Raw genomic sequence first — 18,885 nt, forward strand, 5'->3', positions numbered from 1 at the left:
TCGATCCGGTAAAGGGCTAGTGTGAAACGCTCAGCTTTATGGATCCTTGGCGGCCTGCTCCTGACGGGAACCGCCCAGGCACAGCCCGCCCAGATCCAATCGATCAGGCCGTCAGGCGCTGAAAATCTCAGCCGGAACCTGTCTCGCCTCGCATCCAATCCTCGCGACGTCGATGCGCTGGTCGGTGCGGGTGAGGCTGCGATCGAGATGGACGACATGCGCGCGGCGGCGGGCTTCTTCTCGCGTGCCGATGCGATCCAGCCGAATAACGGGCGAGTGAAGGCCGGGCTTGGCCGGGTTGCGCTCAAGGCGCAAAATCCCGCCGAGGCGTTGCGCCTGTTCGATCAGGCTACCCGTCTCGGCTATGGCGAGGCGACGTTGTTGGCGGACCGTGGCCTTGCGCGGGACATGACCGGCGATCAGGCCGGGGCTCAGCGGGATTATCAGGCCGCGCTCAAGCGTGTCCCTGACGATGCCGAACTCATCTATCGCTATGCCGCGTCGCTGGGGATTTCGGGTCAGGTCGATGCGGCCGAGAAGACGCTCCAGCCGCTGCTGTATAAGGGCGACCGCGCCGCGTGGCGATACCGCGCGTTCATCCTGGCGATGAACAACAAACAGGCCGAGGCGCGAAAGATCGCCAGCCAGACGCTGCCCGCGCAACTTGCCGCAGCCTTGGCGCCCTATATGGAGAAGATGCCCTATCTCACCCCGGCGCAGAAAGCGGCGGCGGTGCATTTCGGACACTTCCCGACCAATGTGGGTACGTCGCTGGCGGCTGCGACGCCCCGGCCTTCCGCGCCAACGGTGGCCCCGACTCCAACTCAGGCAGCACCCCCGGCCCCGCGCAGCCCGCCATCCCGGCGGCGCGCGCGCAAATACAGCCAACCCGACCGTCGATAGCGGCCACGCCAACGCCACCCGCGCCGTCCGCCCGCCCGGCGCCTGCCAGCCCCGCGCCCTCCACTTTCGCGCAGACATCAACTGAAACACGCCCGGCACAGGTACAGGGGCCGCCCGACCCGCTTCCGGCGCCGGCCACCCGCCCGGCCGCCTCGCTGGCCGCTCCCGCAAGCCAGCCCCGCGCCCCCGCACCAGCAGCCGTTCCAGCGTCGCAGCAGCCCGCCGCTCCACCCGTCCAGCGCCAGCAGCCCGATCCGCAAGCGACCCGGACGTTGGCCGACATCATCCATGCCATCGATGTTCCCGACTCCGAACGCCAGGCGAGCGTAGCCGCTGTCGATCTGTCCGAGATCGAAGCGCTTCAGGCCGCCCGCCGCGCCGAACGTCAAGCCGCGGCGGACAAGGCGAAGAAGGCAGCCGCTACGGCAAAAGAAAAGGCCGACGCAGCAGCCAAGGCCAAAGCGAAAGCCGAAGCTGACGCCAAGGCGAAGAAAGCCGCCGAGGAAAAGGCGCGGCTCGCCGCCAATCCCTCGCGCAACTGGGTGCAAATCGGCACAGGTGCCAACCGCAATGCACTGGGCTTCACGCTTAAAGCTCTTCGCCGGAAATATGATGCTGTTGCGCCGCAGGACGGTTGGGTCGCCAGCTGGGGCCGTACCAACCGCCTGCTGATCGGTCCCTTCGCCAGCTTCACGCGCGCCAAGACGGTGGAAGCGAAGCTGAAGTCCGCCGGTGCCGATGCCTTCGCCTGGCAAAGCGACGCGGGCGAGGTGGTCGAACAGCTCGGAGGCAAGTAAGGGCGTCCAGATGACGACGCTCGCCCCCTATGCCTCGCACCCCGGCCGCAGCCGTGGCCGCCTGCATCCCGAAGCGGGAGGCGAGACGCGTGGTCCCCGTGACATCTTCCAGCGCGACCGCGATCGTATCATCCATTCCATCGCCTTCCGCAGGTTGCGGCATAAGACGCAGGTGTTCGTGTCCCCCGATGGTGATCATTTCCGTGTCCGCCTGACCCACAGTCTGGAGGTTGCGCAGATCGGCCGGACGACAGCGCGCACCCTGGGGCTGAATGAGGATCTGACCGAGGCACTCTGCCTCGCCCACGACATCGGCCATCCGCCCTTCGGCCATGCGGGCGAAGACGCGCTGGAAGCGGCGCTGGATGATCATGGCGGCTTCGATCACAACGCGCACACCTTGCGCACGCTTATGCTGCTTGAATCGCCTTATCCCTGTTTCCAGGGGCTGAATCTCAGTTGGGAGATGCTGGAGGGCCTCGCCAAGCATAATGGTCCCGTCGATCATCCCGGCTGGGCGATGCGGGAAGTCGATGCGCTCTTCCCGCTGGAGCTGTCGTCTCACGCCTCGCTGGAGGCGCAGCTGGCGGCGATCGCCGACGATATCGCTTATGACAATCACGACATTGACGATGGCCTGCGCGCTGGGTTGCTTACATTGGATCAGCTGCTTGCCGTGCCCGTCGTCAAACATTGCTGGGACCGGGTGCGCGCCCGCTATCCGGACATTCCGCAGGATCGCCTGCTTCGCGAACTGGTGCGGGAACAGATCGGCCTCATGGCGAACGATCTCATCGCTTCCACCCGGCGGAACATCGCCGAAGCCCGCGTCGAAACGGTCGAGGATGTGCGATCCGCCGGGCGCCCTCTGGTCTGCTTCTCGCCTGAACTCGCGGCGCAGGAACGCGACCTCAAGCGCTTCATGTACGCGTCGCTTTATCATCATCCATCGCAACTCGCCGCCGCGAACCGTGCGCGGATCATCGTGCGTGACCTGTTCCGGGCCTATCAGCAACAGCCTGAACTCATGCCGTCCGAATGGCAGGACGATCGCCTGCTGAACGAGCCGGGCCGCAGCAGGCATATCGGCGACTTCATCGCGGGCATGACCGATCGTTATGCGGAAAAGCGCCATGCGGAAATCTTTGGAGAGATGGCCCTCGCCTGAAGCGACGGTTGCGCTCGCCCTGAACGCGTCCTAGCCTTCGCTCAACATGGCCCTTCACCCACAAATCGCCGCGCTTGCCGCCGGGTTGGAAGACCTCGCCGCATTCCTGCGCAGCCGGGGTGATCGCAAATGGTCGGGCCGGGTAGAGTTGTGCGCCCATCTCGTGGCTGATTCCAACTTCACCGGGGTCGAGCATTTCCTGCGCCTGTTCGAGGGCGAGGATAGTCTTAGCCAGCTGATTCTGGGGGATCCTGCGGCGGATGCCCGGTTGGACGAACTGCGCAAGATGACGCGCACCCTCGCCGATCGGTTGGCGAGGGAAGAACGGGCAACCGATTGAGCAATTGACGCCGCCTCCCATTTCCCGCAATGCGAGAGGGTCACCGGCGCCCGATAGATTCGGGTCCGGACATGATGCGGGAGAGCATGGGAAGCCTTTCAGGCCACCCCGTCGCCGAAGGAGCAACCGCCCCGGAATCTCTCAGGCCAAAGGACCGCATCATGGGCAGGCACTCTGGAAAGCGGACGGGTCACTCCGTCCCACCGAAGGGGTAAGCCATCCGGTCGCTGGACTGGTGGTCAAAGCTCTCAGGTTCCGTGACAGAGGGGGTGGCAGACGCCGGGATTCCGATTCCGGATCATTAGTCTGTCGCCATGAACCCTGCCACGAAAGGCCGCTCTCATGTCCGGCAATGACGACATCGCCCATATCGAAGAAGAATTGCCGCTGCAGAACTTGCCGCTCGACGCCTGGCATCGCGCCAAGGGCGCGCGCATGGTCGGCTTTGCGGGCTATCATATGCCCATCCAATATGAAGGCATCATGGCCGAACATGCCTGGACGCGCGAGCATGCCGGGCTGTTCGACGTCAGCCATATGGGTCAACTCACCTTTTCCGGTGAGGGCGTTGACGAGGCGCTTGAACATTTGCTGCCGAGCGACATCAAGGGTCTGAAGCCCTTTCGCCAGCGTTACTCGATGCTGCTCGATCAAGAGGGCGGCATCCTCGACGACCTCATGGTCTCGCGCCTTGGTGCGGGGGCGTTTGACGGCGCGGACGTCTATATGGTCGTCAATGGCGCGACCAAATATGACGATATGGGCTGGATGATCGAACATCTGCCTGATGAGGTCGTCATGAACCATATGGATGAGCAGGCGCTGCTCGCCCTGCAGGGTCCTGAAGCGGGCGAGGCGCTGGCCAGCCTGATCCCCGGCACCGCAGACCTCCTTTTCATGCAATCGGGCCTTTTCACCTGGCGCGGCGTTCCGCTGTGGGTCAGCCGTTCCGGTTATACGGGCGAAGACGGGTTCGAAATCAGCGTTCCCGCCGCCGATGTCGCGCTGCTGGCCGATGCGCTATGCGCCTTGCCACAGGTAAAGCCGATCGGGCTGGGCGCGCGCGATTCGCTTCGGCTTGAAGCGGGACTCCCTCTTTACGGCCACGACTTGACGCCCGCTGTCAGCACCATCGGCGCGGATCTTGGCTTTGCAATCCAGAAGCGCCGTCGGGAGGAGGGCGGCTTCATCGGTCATGCGCGGGTTATGAAGGAACTGGCCGACGGGCCGGGGGCCAAGCGCGTGGGCCTGAAGATCGAAGGCCGCCTGCCCGCCCGCGAAGGGGCGCCCATCTTCGCCGATGGTATCAAGGTGGGAGAGGTGACATCGGGCGGCTTCGCGCCAACCGTGGGCGCTCCTATCGCCATGGGCTGGGTCAGCCTGCCGCACAGCGCCATCGACACCGCGCTGGAAATCGAAGTGCGCGGCAAGCGCATCGCGGCGACCGTGGCGCCGATGCCGTTCGTGCCGCACCGTTATCGCCGCAAGGCCTGAATTTCCTGATTTTTTGTTGGTCGTGATTTTCAAGTAATCACTCCGAGGGGAGCAGTAAAATGAGCCGTTATTTCACCGACGAACATGAATGGATCGACGTAGAGGGCGAGATCGCCACCGTGGGCATCACCGATTATGCTCAGGAGCAGCTGGGCGACATCGTGTTTGTCGAACTGCCTGCGGAGGGCGCAACGTTCGAAAAGGGCGACGATGCCGCCGTCGTTGAATCCGTGAAGGCCGCTTCGGACGTCTATGCGCCGATTTCCGGCGAGGTCGTCGAAGCAAATGGCGCGCTGGAAGAAGAGCCCGCCCTGGTGAACAGCGACGCCGAAGAGGATGGCTGGTTCTTCAAGCTGCGCATCGCCGACGCGAGCGAGCTGGAAGGGCTGATGAACGAAGCTACCTACAAGAAGTTCGTGGCCTCGCTCTAAAATAAGCCCCTCCCTTTCAAGGGAGGGGGAAGGGGTGGGTCGCGACCGAAGGGAGCGTCCGCCCTCTCACCAAGGAGCAGCGCTCGCTGCGCTCGCGACCCACCCCCCGACCCCTCCCGCTCGCGGGAGGGGGGAGATAATTGAAATGCGCTACCTACCCCTAACCGACACAGACAGGCAGGACATGCTGTCCGTCATCGGCGCGTCTTCGGTCGATGACCTGTTCGTGGACGTGCCCGCAGAGGCCCGCCTTTCCGGCAAGATTTCGGGACTGCCCGATCATGCCAGCGAACTGGCGGTGGAGCGTCACATGGCGGCCCTCGCGCGGAAGAATCTGTCGGCGGGGGAAGCGCCTTTCTTCCTCGGCGCGGGCGCATATCGGCATCATGTTCCCGCCAGCGTCGATCATCTGATCCAGCGCGGTGAATTCCTGACCGCCTACACGCCCTATCAGCCGGAAATCGCGCAGGGTACGTTGCAGGTGCTGTTCGAATTCCAGACGCAGGTCGCGCGTCTGCTTGGCTGCGACGTCGCCAACGCCTCCATGTATGACGGCTCGACCGCCTGCTGGGAAGCGATCGGCATGGCCCGCCGCATCACCAAGCGTGGCAAGGCGATCCTGTCCTCCGGTCTTCACCCGCATTATGTTTCCGTCGCCAACACCATGGCGAAGTTCACCGGCGATGCGTTGGTGCATAAAGCGCCGACCTTCGACGCTGCCACCGATATCGACGCGTTGATCGCAGGGATCGACAAGGATACGAGCTGCGTCGTCGTCCAATATCCCGACATTCTCGGCCGCATCACTGACCTGACCCCGCTCGCCGATGCTGCTCATGAAGCAGGCGCGCTGCTGGTCGCGGTCGTGACCGAGCCTGTGGCTCTGGGCGCGATCAAGGCGCCGGGTCATATGGGCGCGGACATCGTCGTGGGCGAAGGCCAGTCGATCGGTGTCGGCCTGCAATTCGGCGGACCCTATCTCGGCCTGTTCGCGTGCAAGCAAAAATATGTCCGCCAGATGCCCGGCCGCCTTTGTGGCGAGACCGTGGATGCGGCGGGCAAGCGCGGCTTCGTCCTGACCCTTTCGACCCGCGAGCAGCATATCCGCCGTGAGAAGGCGACATCGAACATCTGCACCAATTCGGGCCTCTGCGCGCTGGCGTTCAGCATCCATATGACGCTGCTGGGCGAAAAGGGCCTGCGGGACCTCGCGACACTCAACCATGGCCTCGCAGTTCAGGCAGCCGGGCGTCTGGCCCAGGTGCCGGGCGTCAAGCTGCTCAATGACAGCTTCTTCAACGAGTTCACCCTGGTCCTGTCGAAGGATGCCCGCGATGTCGTCCGCAACCTCGCCGACAAGGGCGTACTTGGCGGCGTGTCGCTCGGCCGCCTGTTCCCGGATGCGGCGGAGATCGGCAATGGCCTGGTTGTCGCCGTCACAGAGACCGTGACCGCGGAGGATATCGAAACCTTTGCTCAGGCGCTTGAGGAGGAACTGGCATGACCATGCTCAAGGAAGGCCGCCCCACCGCGCCTCAAGCCATCACCGAAGCCGATAGCGCCCCCGTAACCGCCACGGGCAACCGCGCGCTGATGCTGGAGGAAGCCCTGATCTTCGAGATCGGCTCGACCCAAACCACCGGCGTCGACTTCGCCGATGCCCCCAAGGCCGCTAGCCGCCTTGGCAATCTCGCTCGCACCGAGAGCATCGGTCTGCCCGGCCTGTCGGAGCAGGAAACGGTGCGCCATTATACCCGCCTCAGCCGCCAGAATTATGCCATCGACCTTGGCTTGTTCCCGCTCGGCAGCTGCACGATGAAGCACAACCCGCGCCTCAATGAAAAGGTAGCGCGGATGCCCGGTTTTGCCGACCTTCACCCACTTGCCCCACAGTCGACGGTGCAAGGCGCGCTGGCAGTCATCCATGAACTCGCCGAATGGCTGATCAAGCTGACCGGCATGCACTCGGTCGCGATGAGTCCCAAGGCGGGCGCACATGGTGAACTGTGCGGCCTGCTGGCGATCCGCGCCGCGCTCGAAGCCCGTGGCGATGCGCGCAGCGTGATCCTTGTCCCCGAAAGCGCCCATGGCACCAACCCGGCGACCGCGGCCTTCTGCGGCTATAAGGTCGAGGATATTCCCGCGACCCCGGATGGCCGCGTCGATCTGGCGGCTCTCAAGGCGCGCCTCGGCCCGGATGTCGCGGCGGTGATGATTACCAACCCCAACACCTGCGGCCTGTTCGAGCGCGACATGAAGACGATCTCCGACGCGGTTCATGCCGTCGGAGCCTTCGTCTATTGCGATGGCGCGAACTTCAACGCCATCGTCGGCCGCGTCCGCCCCGGCGACCTCGGCGTCGATGCGATGCACATCAACCTGCATAAGACCTTCTCCACCCCCCATGGCGGCGGTGGTCCCGGCTCCGGCCCGGTGGTGCTCAGCCAGGCGCTCACCCCCTTCGCGCCACTGCCCTTCGTCGAGAAGCAGGACGACAAGTTCGTACTGATCGAGGAAGAGACGGCGGACGAACATCATGCCAGCAGCTTCGGCCGCATGGTCGCCTTCCATGGCCAGATGGGCATGTTCACCCGCGCGCTGACCTATATCCTCAGCCACGGTGCCGATGGCCTGCGTCAGGTCGCGAGCGACGCCGTGTTGAACGCCAACTACATCCTGCGCAGTTTGGACGATGTGCTGGACGCACCGTTCGGGCAGAGTGGCCCTTGCATGCATGAGGCGCTGTTCAGCGACAAGGGGTTCGCCGAAGGCTTCACCACGCTCGACATCGCCAAGGGGCTGATCGACGAAGGCTTCCACCCGATGACAATGTATTTCCCGTTGGTCGTCCACGGTGCGATGCTGGTCGAACCCACCGAAACGGAAAGCAAGGCCGCGCTCGACCAGTTCATCATGGCGCTGCGCAGCCTTGCCGAGCGCGCCAAGGCCGGTGACGAAGCGTTGAAGGGCGCACCCTATTTCGCGCCCCGCCGCCGCCTCGACGAAACCCTTGCGGCGCGCAAGCCAGTCCTTAGCTGGAGCGATCCGGCTCTCGCGAACGCAGCCGAATGACCGACAGACCGGAGCCGTGGGAACCCGGCTCCGGTCCCGCGACGTCGGGCAAGCGCCATGCGCCCGCGACGCAGCGTAACCGCGACGCCATCCTCGCGATATTGCGTGAGGCACTTCCTTCTGCGGGCCTGGTGCTGGAGGTGGCGAGTGGTAGCGGCGAACATGCCCGCTATTTCGCGGCGGCGCTGCCCACCCTGGAATGGCAGCCGAGCGACCCCGATCCCGTTGCGCTGGCATCGATAGAGGCATGGCGCGCCGAGGCGCAGCTTCCGAATCTTCGCGCCCCAATCAGACTTGATGCCGCCGCCGCATGGCCGGTCACAAAAGCTGACGCGATCCTTTGCATCAATATGACCCATATCAGCCCATGGGCGGCGACCCTTGGCCTGATGGCGGGGGCGGGAAAGGCGCTGCCGCCGGGTGGATTGCTCTACCTCTATGGGCCGTTCATCCGCGATGACGTCGATACCGCGCCCAGCAATCTTGCCTTCGACGCGTCGCTAAAGGCGCGCGATCCGCAATGGGGATTGCGCCGCGTCGAGGATGTTGCCGCAGCCGCAGCGGCAAACAGGCTGGCATTGGAGCGGCTGGTGGAAATGCCCGCCAACAATCTGTCGCTGCTGTTCCGAAGGGCTTCTTCCTGAAAGCTGACCCGCGCTGACCCTTCGACAAGCTTAGGCCGAACGGATATGGGAAGCGCAATGTCCAATCAATTCCTGCCCCTTGTGACCGCCGAACTCACCGCGCCCGCCGATCCACGCGCGGCGGCGATGGGCGGGGCTCTGGCGGCGCAATATCCGCATGCTGCCCGCGCCGTGCTTTTCTACGGCTCCTGCCTGCGGGAGCAGAATCTCGACGGGCTGATGCTCGATTTTTACCTCATCGTGTCGGATTATCGCACGGCCTATGGAAAGCGCTGGCTCGCCACGGCCAACCGGCTGATCCCGCCCAATGTCTTTCCGTTCGAACATAATGGCCTGATGGCGAAATATGCCGTGCTGTCGGAAGCGGACTTCGCGCGCCTCAACAGTCCTGCCGCTGACAATGTCTCTGTGTGGGCGCGCTTTGCCCAACCTTCCCGGCTGCTGTGGGCAGCGGACGACCTCGCCCGTCAGCGAGCAATCAGCGCAGTTGCGGGCGCCGCGCCCACTTTGTTGTCGCTCGCCCGTCCCATGACGGACGCGCAGGACGCGCTATCGCTCTGGAAGGCTGGCTTCACGCTCACCTACAATGCCGAATTGCGGGCGGAGAAGAAGGGGCGTTCGGTTTCGATCGTCGATGCTGACCCGGATCGTTATTGCCGCTTCGGAGAAGCCGCCTTGGCACAGGGCCTGCCGCCATCGCCGCCGGAACCCGCCAAGCATTGGCGCGCGCTGCAACGACGCGGCAAATATTTGTCCGTCATCCGCCTTGCCAAGGCCAGCTTCACCTATGCGGGCGGCATCGATTATCTGGCGTGGAAGATAAACCGCCATGCCGGAACCGCGATCCAGATAAAGCCCTGGCAGCGCCGCTGGCCCCTGATCGGCGCGCTTACTCTGCTGCCGCGGCTGTTCCGGGGTGGTGCGATCCGCTAAGCGCGTTGGACAGCGCGTGTGACAGGCCCTTCAATGTGTAAGGCTTGCGCAGCACCTCATGCCCGCCAAAGTCAGCGCCCTCCGCAATGTCCCCAGCATAACCGGTGACGAACAACACCGGCAGGCTGGCGTAGGCGGGGGGTAGCGTGCGGACCATTTCCGGCCCTGTCATTTCCGGCATCAGCACGTCGCTTATGATCAACCCGATGTCGCGATGGCTGGTCAGCAGCTTCGCCGCTTTCGACGGATGATCGCAGGCGACGGGCAAGTGGCCCAGTTCCGCGAGCGCCGCCATCGTCTGGTTCAGCACGCGGGGATCATCCTCCACTACCAGAATGCGTGTCGGCGGATGCAGGACCGGTTCTCGTTCGGGTTGCGACGAATCCGTTTGAAGCGCGCTGTCCGCCACTGCCTTGCGCGGCAGATATATGGAAACGCAGGTGCCTTCACCGACTTGGGACTCGATACGGATTTCACCTTGGCTCTGTCGGACGAAACCGAAAATCTGGCTGAGCCCCAGGCCTGTTCCCTTGCCCACCGGCTTGGTGGTGAAGAAAGGCTCGAACACGCGGGCCAGCACATCGGGCGTCATGCCGCAGCCATCGTCCTTGACGCTCAGCATGACATAATCCCCCTCGGCACATTCGCCGATTTCATGATCCGCCAGATGCACCTGGCCGGTGCCGATCACCAGCCGCCCGCGTCCATCCATCGCGTCCCGCGCGTTGACGCACAGGTTCAGAATGGCATTTTCCATCTGATGCTGATCGACGAAGATGCGCCAGCCCTTGGACTGGTTCTCTATCGAAACGGTGATCTGATCGCCGATCGATCGGTCGATCAATTCCACCATGCCGCTGACCAGAACGTCAGGGTCGATGGCGCTGGGCAGCAGCGGTTCTGACCGCGCAAAAGCAAGCAGGCGGCGGGTCAGGGCGGCGGCTCGATTGGCGCCTTCCATCGCATTGTCCAGGTGCCGCGCAGCCTCCTGCGGCTTCAGCCGCAGTCGGCGCTTGGCCAGTTCCAGCCCGCCGACGACCACCGCCAGCATATTGTTGAAGTCATGGGCAATGCCGCCGGTCAGCTGGCCGACGGCATCCATCTTCTGCATCTGGCGCAGCGTTTCTTCGGCCGCCGCGCGCTCGGACGTTTCCTTCTTCAGCTGTTCATAGGCATCGGACAGTTCGGCCGTGCGCGCCGTTACCGCTTCCTCCAGCCGATCGGCACGTTCGGCCTCCATCTCGGCCATGCGCCGCGCGTTTCGCCGCTCGGTATAGGCGGCATTGGCGACCCACAGGGCGAACAGGACGCATACGAACAGCACCAACCCGAAAAGTCGCGACGTGCGGTCCACAAATTGCGTTCGGTTGCCTGCCAGACTCACCGCAAGGCTACGCTCGCGCAGGCGGGCATTTTCCGCCTGAATGACTCGGTCGAGCAACGTGGTGATGTGTTTCAGGTCTTCCGACCGCCCCGCCTTATGGAATTGCGCGAGCGCCGCCATCTTCTGGTCATAGGTCGTGCGCAGCCCTATTTCATTCAGCGTCTTGCCGCGCTGAATGAATGCCTGCTGCAATTCGCGGACATTGGTGCGCTGCCATCCTGATCGACGCGTGGCGTAGTTCAGCAGCTTGAGCTGGCTGGACGCGGTACGCCACTGATCCTGGAAAAGACGGCCGACATCGGGGTCAAGGCTGATCACATATCGCGCCAGCGTGACTTCCGCGCGCGCGGTCTTGGCCTCAAAAGCTCGGGCCAGGGCGATGATTTCGAAGCTGCGGCGTTGTTCCTGCAACGCCCGTTCATGGTCGCTGGATGCGTTGCTGGCGCTGTAAAGCAGGGTGCCCAGCGCCCCAACCAGCAGTATCACGAGGACCAGCGGAAGGAAGCGTCGCACCGAAGCCCGCCAGCCAGAATCCTGGTCGTCCATGTAATAGCTGTCTGCCATTAACCCCAGATCTTAGTCGAACAGCATTACAGGCGAAATATCAAGGAATAAAAGGTTCCAAGGGGCAGTCACGCTTCATCTGCCCCTCATCTCCCCGTATCGCCGCGATGGTGATCGACGCGATTAACCGATGGCGCCGGTTGCCTTCCCCGCCGCCTCGAACATGCCGATAATCTGGCCAACCTGTTCGTCACTATGCTCGGCGCAAAGCGAGCAACGCAGAAGGAAGGTCCCGGCCGGTGTGGCGGGCGGGCGCGCCATATTTACGTAGAGGCCCAGCTCCAGCAGCGCCTGCCACATGGCGACCGCCTGCGTCTGATCCGTCAGGATCACGGCAATGATCGCTGACTGCGGCGTTTCCGTCCCCAGCCTGAAGCCAAGATCGGTGAGCCCCTTGTGCAGGCGCTGGCTGTTCTTCCACAGATGTGCGCGCTTTTCGCCCGCGTGCATCAGCTTGCGGATGGACGTCGCGGCTGTCGCGACGACGCTTGGCGGCAGCGAGGCGGTGAAGACATAGGGGCGGCAGACGAGGCGCAGTACCTCGAACTTGGGGTGGTTCGATACGCAGAAGCCGCCAACCGTGCCCACCGACTTGGAGAAGGTGCCGACGACGAAATCCACGTCCTTCTCGACGCCCTGCTCCTCATAGACGCCGCGGCCATTGGCGCCGAAAAAGCCCATGCCGTGGGCTTCATCAACCAGGATCATGCAATTGGGATGCTTGCGCACCGCCGCCACCATCTCGGGCAGGGGGGCGACGTCGCCCAACATGGAATAAACGCCTTCCAGCACCACCAGCTTTTGTGCGTCGGCGGGCAGGCGGCCAAGGCGCTTATCCAGATCCTCGACGCTGTTGTGGCGGAAGCGGACGATTTCCGCATCGCCCAGGAAACAGCCGTCATAGATGGACGCATGGCTGTCGGCATCCAGCACGACATAGTCGCCCCGGCCTGCCAGCGTCGAAATCATGCCGAGGTTGGCCTGATAGCCGGTCGAAAACACCATGGCGCCCGACGTGCCATAGAAGTCCATCAGCGCGTCTTCGACTTCCTTATGACCCTGATAGGTGCCGTTGAGCACGCGGCTGCCGGTTGTCCCCGCCCCGAACTCGTCCAACGCCTTCTTGCCCGCCGCGACCACGTCCGGGTCGAAAGTCATGCCCATATAGTTATAGGTGCCGAGCAGGATCGTGTCCTTGCCCTTGATCACCGCCTGGGTGGGGGACTTCACCTCGTCCATGACGATCGCGAAAGGATCGCGCACGCCGGTCGCCAGCAGCGCCTCGCGCTCGGCGATCAGCGGATCGAATTTGGAGAAGAGGTCACGCGCGCCAGCCACTTCGGCAGGCGTGTGGGCGTCGGTGGCGGTCTCTACGGCGTCGGTCATCGCTTATATCCGTTCGGTTCGAGCAGCATCGAGCATGTTGAGATGCGTCAGGCGAGAAGTTTTCCCGTCATCTCGACCGCCGGTCCTCGGCAAAGGCGAACCGGCTCGATGCGAACGGGGGAAGGCTAGATTAGCCCTTCAACTTTGCGACAGCGTCCACAAGCTGGCCGATATTCTCGATCTCAGCCTGCATGTTCATCGTGATGATGATATCGAACTCATCCTCGATCGCCGCGACGAAGTCCATGACGGTCAGGCTGTCCCACTCCAGGTCGCCCGCAAAGGTGGTAGCCTCGCTGAGGTCAACTCCCTTCTTGTTGAAAGGAGCGATCTGCGCGGCGATGCTGTCGAAAATCTGCTGGCGATCCGTCATTATCTGTTCAAAGCTTTCCCATGAAAGGGCGACTTTTGCCCCCAAGTCCCGCCTTTTGGCAAGGGAATAAGGCGGCAATCGGGCAGCATCGCGCCCGATTATGAGCTGCCCCGCGCGCGCCTTTAGCGGAAATTGTCGGCGTAGGCCTGGATCTTCAGCGTCTTGGGCGGAGTCGGGATGAAGGTATAGCCGATCTCGTATCGGTCGGCATAGGCGCGCGCCGCGTCCAGCGATGGGAAGGTCAGCTTGACCTGGCTCTGCGTATCGCCCGATCCGGCCCAGCCGGTCAGTGGGTCCGGCTTCTTCGCCTCGCTCGGCGCAAATTCCAGAACCCATTTGTCGGTCCGTGCCTTGCCGGACTGAAGGGCGTTCTTCTGAATCTGATAGATGCGCGCAGCCATTGTGGCGTCAAACTCCTGGGAAGGGCGATGCGTCCGTTGCACCAGCGGGTGGGCGGAAGTCAAGGCTTCGCGCGGGCATCGGCGCGTTTCGTGCGCAGCGTGGCGGCGGCGCCAGCCGGATCGTCGGGCCAGGGATGCCGGGGATAGCGGCCGCGCATCTCCTTTGCGACCGCGCTCCAGCTTCCCGCCCAGAAACCCGGCAAGTCCCGTGTAGTCTGGATCGGTCGTCCGGCGGGAGAGGTGAGGGACAGGACCAGCGGAATACGCCCGCTGCCGACGACGGGATGCTCGGCAAGCCCAAACAGCGCCTGCACCCGAAGCTCCACGCGCGGCCCGCCCTCGGCCGCATAGTCGATCTCATGGCTGCTACCGGCGGGCGATTGAAATGCCGGAGGAGCCAGCCTGTCGAGCTGCTGTTTGCCATCCCAGCCGATAATGCCCTCCAGAACGCCGGACAATTGCGATCGATCAATATCGGACAGTCGCCGCTTACCCGCGAGCAGCGGCGCAAGCCAATCGTCGAGTGTCGCCAGCAGCGAGGCATCCGACAGCGCCTCTATCCCTGCAAAAGCCCCCCGAATCCGCAAAGACCGCGCGGCATCGGACCATGGCAGCAGGTCGATCCCACCCTGTCTGACGCCATCCAGCAGAGCCGAGACGACAGCATCCGGGTCCGGCCTGTCATCCGATCCCGACGACAGCCGTACCGCCCCAAGCCGCCTTTCCCGCAGAGCCTCAATCCCTCCGGTTTCCGCCCGAAACCGCACCGTCCGATGTTCCTTCACCCGCCCGCTGAACAGGCGCAGCACTTCGATCTCACTGATCGGCGCGGCGGAGAGGATACGCGCCCCAGCCGCGCTTCCCTGCACTTCCCCGACCGCCAGCCATTCTTCACGCGCCAGCGGGCTTAACGGATCAAGCCGGAACCCGCGCCCACCAACGCTGGCCCACTCCGCACCATTGGCGGAGCGCCGCTTGGCCACCCGATCCGGAAACGCCAGCGCAAGACATAGCCCCGCATCATGCTCCCCCGCCGCTGCCTTCTGCCCGGAGCCGACCAGCTTCGCCCAGCGCCTCGCCATTGCCCGCGCCGCATCGGCCCGCTTCCCGCTTTCCCGTCGCCAGCGCGTCCGCCGTTGCGACAGGTCCACATCCTGCCCGCCGACCCCGAGCTCTCCCAGCAGCACGGCCACCTCCGCCGCCACTTCGGCCAGTCCCAGCTCGCCCGCGCGCACCAACATATGCCCGATACGCGGCTCCACCGGCAATCGCGCCAGTGCTTTGCCATGCGCCGTGATCCGCCCATCATCGTCCAGCGCTTCCAGCACCGTCAGCCGCTTGCGCGCCTCATCCAGCGCAGCGGGCGGCGGCGGATCGAGCCATCGCAAGCTCGCCGGATCGCTCACCCCCCAGAGCGCGCAATCGAGCAGCAGGCTGGAAAGGTCGCTTTCCAATATCTCGGGCGGATCGAAGGGCGGCATGCCTGCCGTGGCCGCCGCTTCCCACAGACGATAAGCGACGCCCGGCTGCTGCCGCGCTGCACGCCCCGCGCGCTGGGTCGCAGCCGCCTGGCTCGCCCGCTCCGTGACGAGCCGCGTCACCCCCGCCGCCCGGTCATAACGCGGCCGTCGCGCCAGCCCGGAGTCGATCACGATCCGCACCCCATCAATGGTCAGGCTGGTCTCCGCGATCGAGGTCGCAAGGATCACCTTCCGCCGTCCCTCCCGCGAAGGACGGATAGCGGCCCGCTGCGCCGCCGGGTCCAGACTGCCGTGCAGCCGATGCACCTCGACGCTTAGCCCCTCCAGCCGTTCCGCCGTCCGCTCAATCTCCGCCACGCCGGGCAGGAAGGCGAGCAGATCGCCCTCTGCCTCCTCAGCCAGCGCCCTTCGCACGGCCCCGGCCATCTCATCCTCGATCCGCTTTTCCGCCGCCCTGCCGATGTGCCGTAACTCCAGCGGCTGTATCCGCCCCTCGCTCTCCAGCACCGGCGCATTGTCCAACAAAGCCGCAAAGCGCGCCCCATCCAGCGTCGCCGACATCGGCACGATGCGCAGGTCCGGCCGCAATGCCGCCTGTGCATCCAGCGCCAGTGCCAGCCCAAAGTCGCTGTCCAAACTCCGCTCATGCACTTCGTCGAACAGGACCGCCGATACGCCCGTAAGCTCCGGATCATCCTGAATACGGCGGACGAAAATGCCCTCTGTCAGGACCAACAGGCGCGTGGCGGCCGACTGTTTGCTGTCCATCCGCGTCGCATAGCCGACGATCCCGCCCGGCACGCCGCCCATCAGTTCGGCAATGCGCTCTGCCGCCGCGCGAGCCGCCAGCCTGCGGGGGGACAGCAGCAGCACCTGACCCGTGCACCATGGCTCATCCAGCAGCGCGGGCGCCACCGCCGTCGTCTTGCCTGCTCCCGGCGGCGCGACCAGAACGGCGCTGTTACCCCGCCGCAGGGCGCCCAGCAGCCGGGGAAGGATATCATGGATCGGCAGCGCGGCACTCATGCCTGTCATTTCGCGCCAGTTAGCTGTTCACGCAATCCGTCATGCCTACTCGTTCACCCAAACAACAGCTTATGCATCGGGTTTCCCGGATCGAGCAGCATCTTCGTCGTCAGCCCCAGCGACATGATGATCAGCAGGGGCCGTATCAGCTTGCTGCCGAACCGCATGGCCAGCCGCGATCCAATCTGGCTGCCGGTGATGCTGCCGACGGCCATGGTTAGTCCCGCAATCCACATGACATGGTCGCCCAGTATCATCGTCAACAGGCCCGCCACATTGCTAGCCAAATTGGCGGCCTTTGTCTGAGCCGTCGCGCGGACGAGGCCGAGGCCCCCCAGCGCCAGGAAAATGGTCGCGTAAAATGCTCCGGCACCAGGGCCGAAGAAGCCATCATAAAAGCCTATAGCGCCGATCAACAGGCTTAGTCCCGCCAATCCCACCCGGCTGTGCCGATCCATTTCGCTGATTCGGGGTGAGAAGGTGAAATAGCCCGCCAGCGCGATCAGCAGCGCGGGCATCAATCCCGCCAAAATGGCCGGGTCCACCCGTTGGATCAGCCAGGCGCCGCCCATTGACCCCATGAATGCCGCAACAATGGGCCAGCGATAGGCTCTCAAGTCCATGTGCCCGGCGCGCGCATAAGCGACGCAGGCGCCAAAGGTGCCTAGTGACGATTGCAGCTTGTTGGTGCCCACGGCGGCCACGGGCGGGATGCCCGCCGCCAGCAATGCGGGCAGGGAGATCAGCCCGCCGCCTCCCGCCATGGCGTCGATGCACCCGGATATCAAAGCCGCAGCCATCAGGAAGGCCAGCGTTTCAGGAGAAAGGATTAAATCCAACGGCGCCTCACCTCAGCTATCCGCCGCGCCACTTGGCGTCGATGCGCGTCGAGCCCGCCGCCGCTGGAGCAGAAGGGGGCGTGGCTCAATAAGCGCGGGCGATTGCGAACTCGACTGCCTCGGTCAGCGCTGCCTTCGCCTTGCCTGTATCGAACCGGCCCAAAGCATCGATGGCCCGCTGGCCATAGAGCCGCGCCCGTGCGAGCGTATCGTCAATGGCGCCGGTCTTGCGAAGCAGCTGCGTCGCATGCGCCAGATCGTCGTCGCTCACCCGATTGCCTGCGATCGCCTGCTTCCAGAAAGCGCGATCCTCTTCCGATCCCCGCGCATAGGCCAGGATCACCGGCAGCGTCACCTTGCCGTCGCGGAAGTCGTCGCCCGCATCCTTCCCCATGGTCGCGCCGTCCGATTCATAATCGATGGCATCATCGATCAGCTGGAATGCGATGCCCAGGTTCCGGCCATAGACGCCCAGCGCCTTTTCCTCGGCCTCGTCCCGATCCGCGACCACGGCGGATATGCGGCAGGCGGCCGCGAACAGGGCAGCAGTCTTGGCGCCGATAATGTCCAGATATTGTTCTTCGCTCGTGTCGATCCGGCGCTGGGCGGTCAACTGATTGACCTCGCCCTCGGCGATCACAGCGGATGCGTTGGACAGAATCTTCAGAATCTTGAGCGACTCGGCCTCGACCATCAGCTCAAAAGCGCGGGAGAACAGGAAATCGCCTACCAATACGCTGGCGCTGTTGCCCCAGATGATGTTCGCGGTCTTGCGGCCCCGGCGCAGGCCCGACCCATCAACCACATCATCATGCAGCAGGGTTGCAGTGTGAATGAACTCGACCGCCGCCGCCAGCTTGTAATGGCGGCTGCCCGCATAGCCAACCAGTTGTGCGCAGGCGAGGGTCAGCATCGGCCGCATCCGTTTGCCGCCGCCCGCGATCAGATGGCCTGCCAATTCGGGGATCAGCGGAATGCGCGACTGCATCCGGTCCAGAATCACCGCATTGACCTGGTTCATGCCGTCGGCAACCAGCGCCATCATGGGGGTGAGCGAAGGCGCGCCGTTGGCGCGGCCGATGGGGTGGACATTGCCGGATATGGGGCCGGAGGAGGGGCCGGAGGCGGGTACGGTCATGACCCGGCCCATGTGGCGGTGCAAAATGCAGATGGCAAGCGGGAATAGCTTGCACGGAGCGACGGATGGAGCAAAAAGCGCGCGGATATTTGGAGGATGAGCGTGGACGACACTTTGAAGCGGTATCGCGAAAGCATCGACAACATCGACGCCGCCCTCGTGTTCATGCTCGCCGAGCGCTTCAAGATCACGCAGGCTGTCGGCGAATATAAGGCGACGCACGCCCTGCCGCCCGCCGATCCGGGCCGGGAAGAACGGCAGATCAGCCGCCTGCGCCAGCTTGCGACAGACGCGAATCTCGATCCCGACTTCACCGAGAAATTTCTGCGCTTCATCATCGATGAAGTGATCCGCCATCATGAGCGGTTGCGGGACGCCTGAGGAATTATTTTCTCCCCGTTCGCCCTGAGCTTGTCGCAGGGTCTTACTTTTCTTCAAAGCGCGCAGGGGCGTCGATATTCGGAGGCAAGCCGTTCCTTTGGACCATCCGTTCAGTTAGTCATTCACGCCG

The 18,885-nt window shown here is 64.1% G+C and carries 16 protein-coding genes, 1 pseudogene and 1 riboswitch; of the genes and pseudogenes, 10 read left to right on the forward strand and 7 right to left on the reverse strand.

Annotation, left to right across the window (positions count from 1 at the left end; translation table 11 throughout):
- The first annotated feature begins 21 nt into the window (after nt 1-21).
- From IZV00_RS21455 to IZV00_RS01425, 9 genes and pseudogenes are all read left to right on the forward strand, one after another.
- A pseudogene (locus IZV00_RS21455) lies at nt 22-1,700 on the forward strand (tetratricopeptide repeat protein).
- Between the two features lie 10 nt (nt 1,701-1,710).
- Nucleotides 1,711-2,868, forward strand: a complete 1,158-nt coding sequence (locus IZV00_RS01390) for a deoxyguanosinetriphosphate triphosphohydrolase (RefSeq protein WP_196225458.1) — start codon at nt 1,711-1,713, stop codon at nt 2,866-2,868.
- A gap of 46 nt (nt 2,869-2,914) precedes the next feature.
- Entirely contained in the window at nt 2,915-3,208 is a 294-nt protein-coding gene (locus IZV00_RS01395) for a hypothetical protein (protein WP_196225459.1), read from the forward strand.
- Between the two features lie 67 nt (nt 3,209-3,275).
- Nucleotides 3,276-3,375, forward strand: a riboswitch (glycine riboswitch).
- Between the two features lie 175 nt (nt 3,376-3,550).
- Entirely contained in the window at nt 3,551-4,702 is a 1,152-nt protein-coding gene (gene gcvT / locus IZV00_RS01400) for a glycine cleavage system aminomethyltransferase GcvT (protein ID WP_196225460.1), read from the forward strand.
- A gap of 59 nt (nt 4,703-4,761) precedes the next feature.
- Nucleotides 4,762-5,133 (forward strand): glycine cleavage system protein GcvH, encoded by a 372-nt coding sequence (gene gcvH / locus IZV00_RS01405; protein ID WP_196225461.1) that lies wholly within the window; start codon nt 4,762-4,764, stop codon nt 5,131-5,133.
- Nucleotides 5,134-5,278: 145 nt separating this feature from the next.
- Nucleotides 5,279-6,637: an aminomethyl-transferring glycine dehydrogenase subunit GcvPA gene (gene gcvPA / locus IZV00_RS01410; protein ID WP_196225462.1), complete on the forward strand. Its 1,359-nt coding sequence runs from the start codon at nt 5,279-5,281 to the stop codon at nt 6,635-6,637.
- Nucleotides 6,634-8,205, forward strand: coding sequence for an aminomethyl-transferring glycine dehydrogenase subunit GcvPB (gene gcvPB / locus IZV00_RS01415; RefSeq protein WP_196225463.1), 1,572 nt, complete (start codon nt 6,634-6,636; stop codon nt 8,203-8,205). Before gcvPA ends, gcvPB begins: the two co-directional genes overlap by 4 nt.
- The gene (locus IZV00_RS01420) at nt 8,202-8,849 is read left to right on the forward strand and encodes a DUF938 domain-containing protein (protein ID WP_196225464.1); all 648 of its coding nucleotides are present in this window, start codon (nt 8,202-8,204) and stop codon (nt 8,847-8,849) included. The genes gcvPB and IZV00_RS01420 overlap by 4 nt, the downstream gene beginning before the upstream one ends.
- Nucleotides 8,850-8,906: 57 nt before the next feature.
- The gene (locus IZV00_RS01425; protein WP_196225465.1) at nt 8,907-9,782 is read left to right on the forward strand and encodes a hypothetical protein; all 876 of its coding nucleotides are present in this window, start codon (nt 8,907-8,909) and stop codon (nt 9,780-9,782) included.
- Here the strand turns inward: IZV00_RS01425 and IZV00_RS01430 are convergent.
- The 7 genes from IZV00_RS01430 to IZV00_RS01460 all read right to left on the reverse strand — a co-directional run bounded on the left by IZV00_RS01430 (nt 9,739) and on the right by IZV00_RS01460 (nt 18,386).
- Complete coding sequence (locus IZV00_RS01430; RefSeq protein WP_443020070.1) at nt 9,739-11,712, reverse strand: ATP-binding protein; 1,974 nt, start codon at nt 11,710-11,712, stop codon at nt 9,739-9,741. The genes IZV00_RS01425 and IZV00_RS01430 overlap by 44 nt on opposite strands.
- Before the next feature lie 141 nt (nt 11,713-11,853).
- Nucleotides 11,854-13,116 carry a serine palmitoyltransferase gene (gene spt / locus IZV00_RS01435; RefSeq protein WP_196225467.1) on the reverse strand — a complete coding sequence of 421 codons (1,263 nt, stop codon included), beginning with the start codon at nt 13,114-13,116 and terminating at the stop codon, nt 11,854-11,856.
- Between the two features lie 130 nt (nt 13,117-13,246).
- Entirely contained in the window at nt 13,247-13,489 is a 243-nt protein-coding gene (locus IZV00_RS01440) for an acyl carrier protein (protein ID WP_097092694.1), read from the reverse strand.
- 122 nt (nt 13,490-13,611) lie between these two features.
- A complete protein-coding gene (locus IZV00_RS01445) occupies nt 13,612-13,890 on the reverse strand; it encodes an ETC complex I subunit (protein WP_196225468.1) in 279 nt (92 codons plus the stop codon).
- Nucleotides 13,891-13,949: 59 nt separating this feature from the next.
- Nucleotides 13,950-16,397: an ATP-dependent helicase HrpB gene (gene hrpB / locus IZV00_RS01450; protein WP_196225469.1), complete on the reverse strand. Its 2,448-nt coding sequence runs from the start codon at nt 16,395-16,397 to the stop codon at nt 13,950-13,952.
- Nucleotides 16,398-16,450: 53 nt separating this feature from the next.
- Nucleotides 16,451-17,197, reverse strand: coding sequence for a TSUP family transporter (locus IZV00_RS01455; RefSeq protein WP_196225470.1), 747 nt, complete (start codon nt 17,195-17,197; stop codon nt 16,451-16,453).
- 124 nt (nt 17,198-17,321) lie between these two features.
- Nucleotides 17,322-18,386 (reverse strand): polyprenyl synthetase family protein, encoded by a 1,065-nt coding sequence (locus IZV00_RS01460; protein WP_443020055.1) that lies wholly within the window; start codon nt 18,384-18,386, stop codon nt 17,322-17,324.
- Nucleotides 18,387-18,470: 84 nt separating this feature from the next.
- Between IZV00_RS01460 and IZV00_RS01465 the strand changes: the two genes are divergently transcribed.
- Nucleotides 18,471-18,755: a chorismate mutase gene (locus tag IZV00_RS01465; RefSeq protein WP_196225472.1), complete on the forward strand. Its 285-nt coding sequence runs from the start codon at nt 18,471-18,473 to the stop codon at nt 18,753-18,755.
- The last annotated feature ends 130 nt before the right edge of the window (nt 18,756-18,885 follow it).

The sequence above is a fragment of the Sphingobium sp. Cam5-1 genome (assembly GCF_015693305.1).
In the GTDB taxonomy this organism is placed as follows: domain Bacteria; phylum Pseudomonadota; class Alphaproteobacteria; order Sphingomonadales; family Sphingomonadaceae; genus Sphingobium.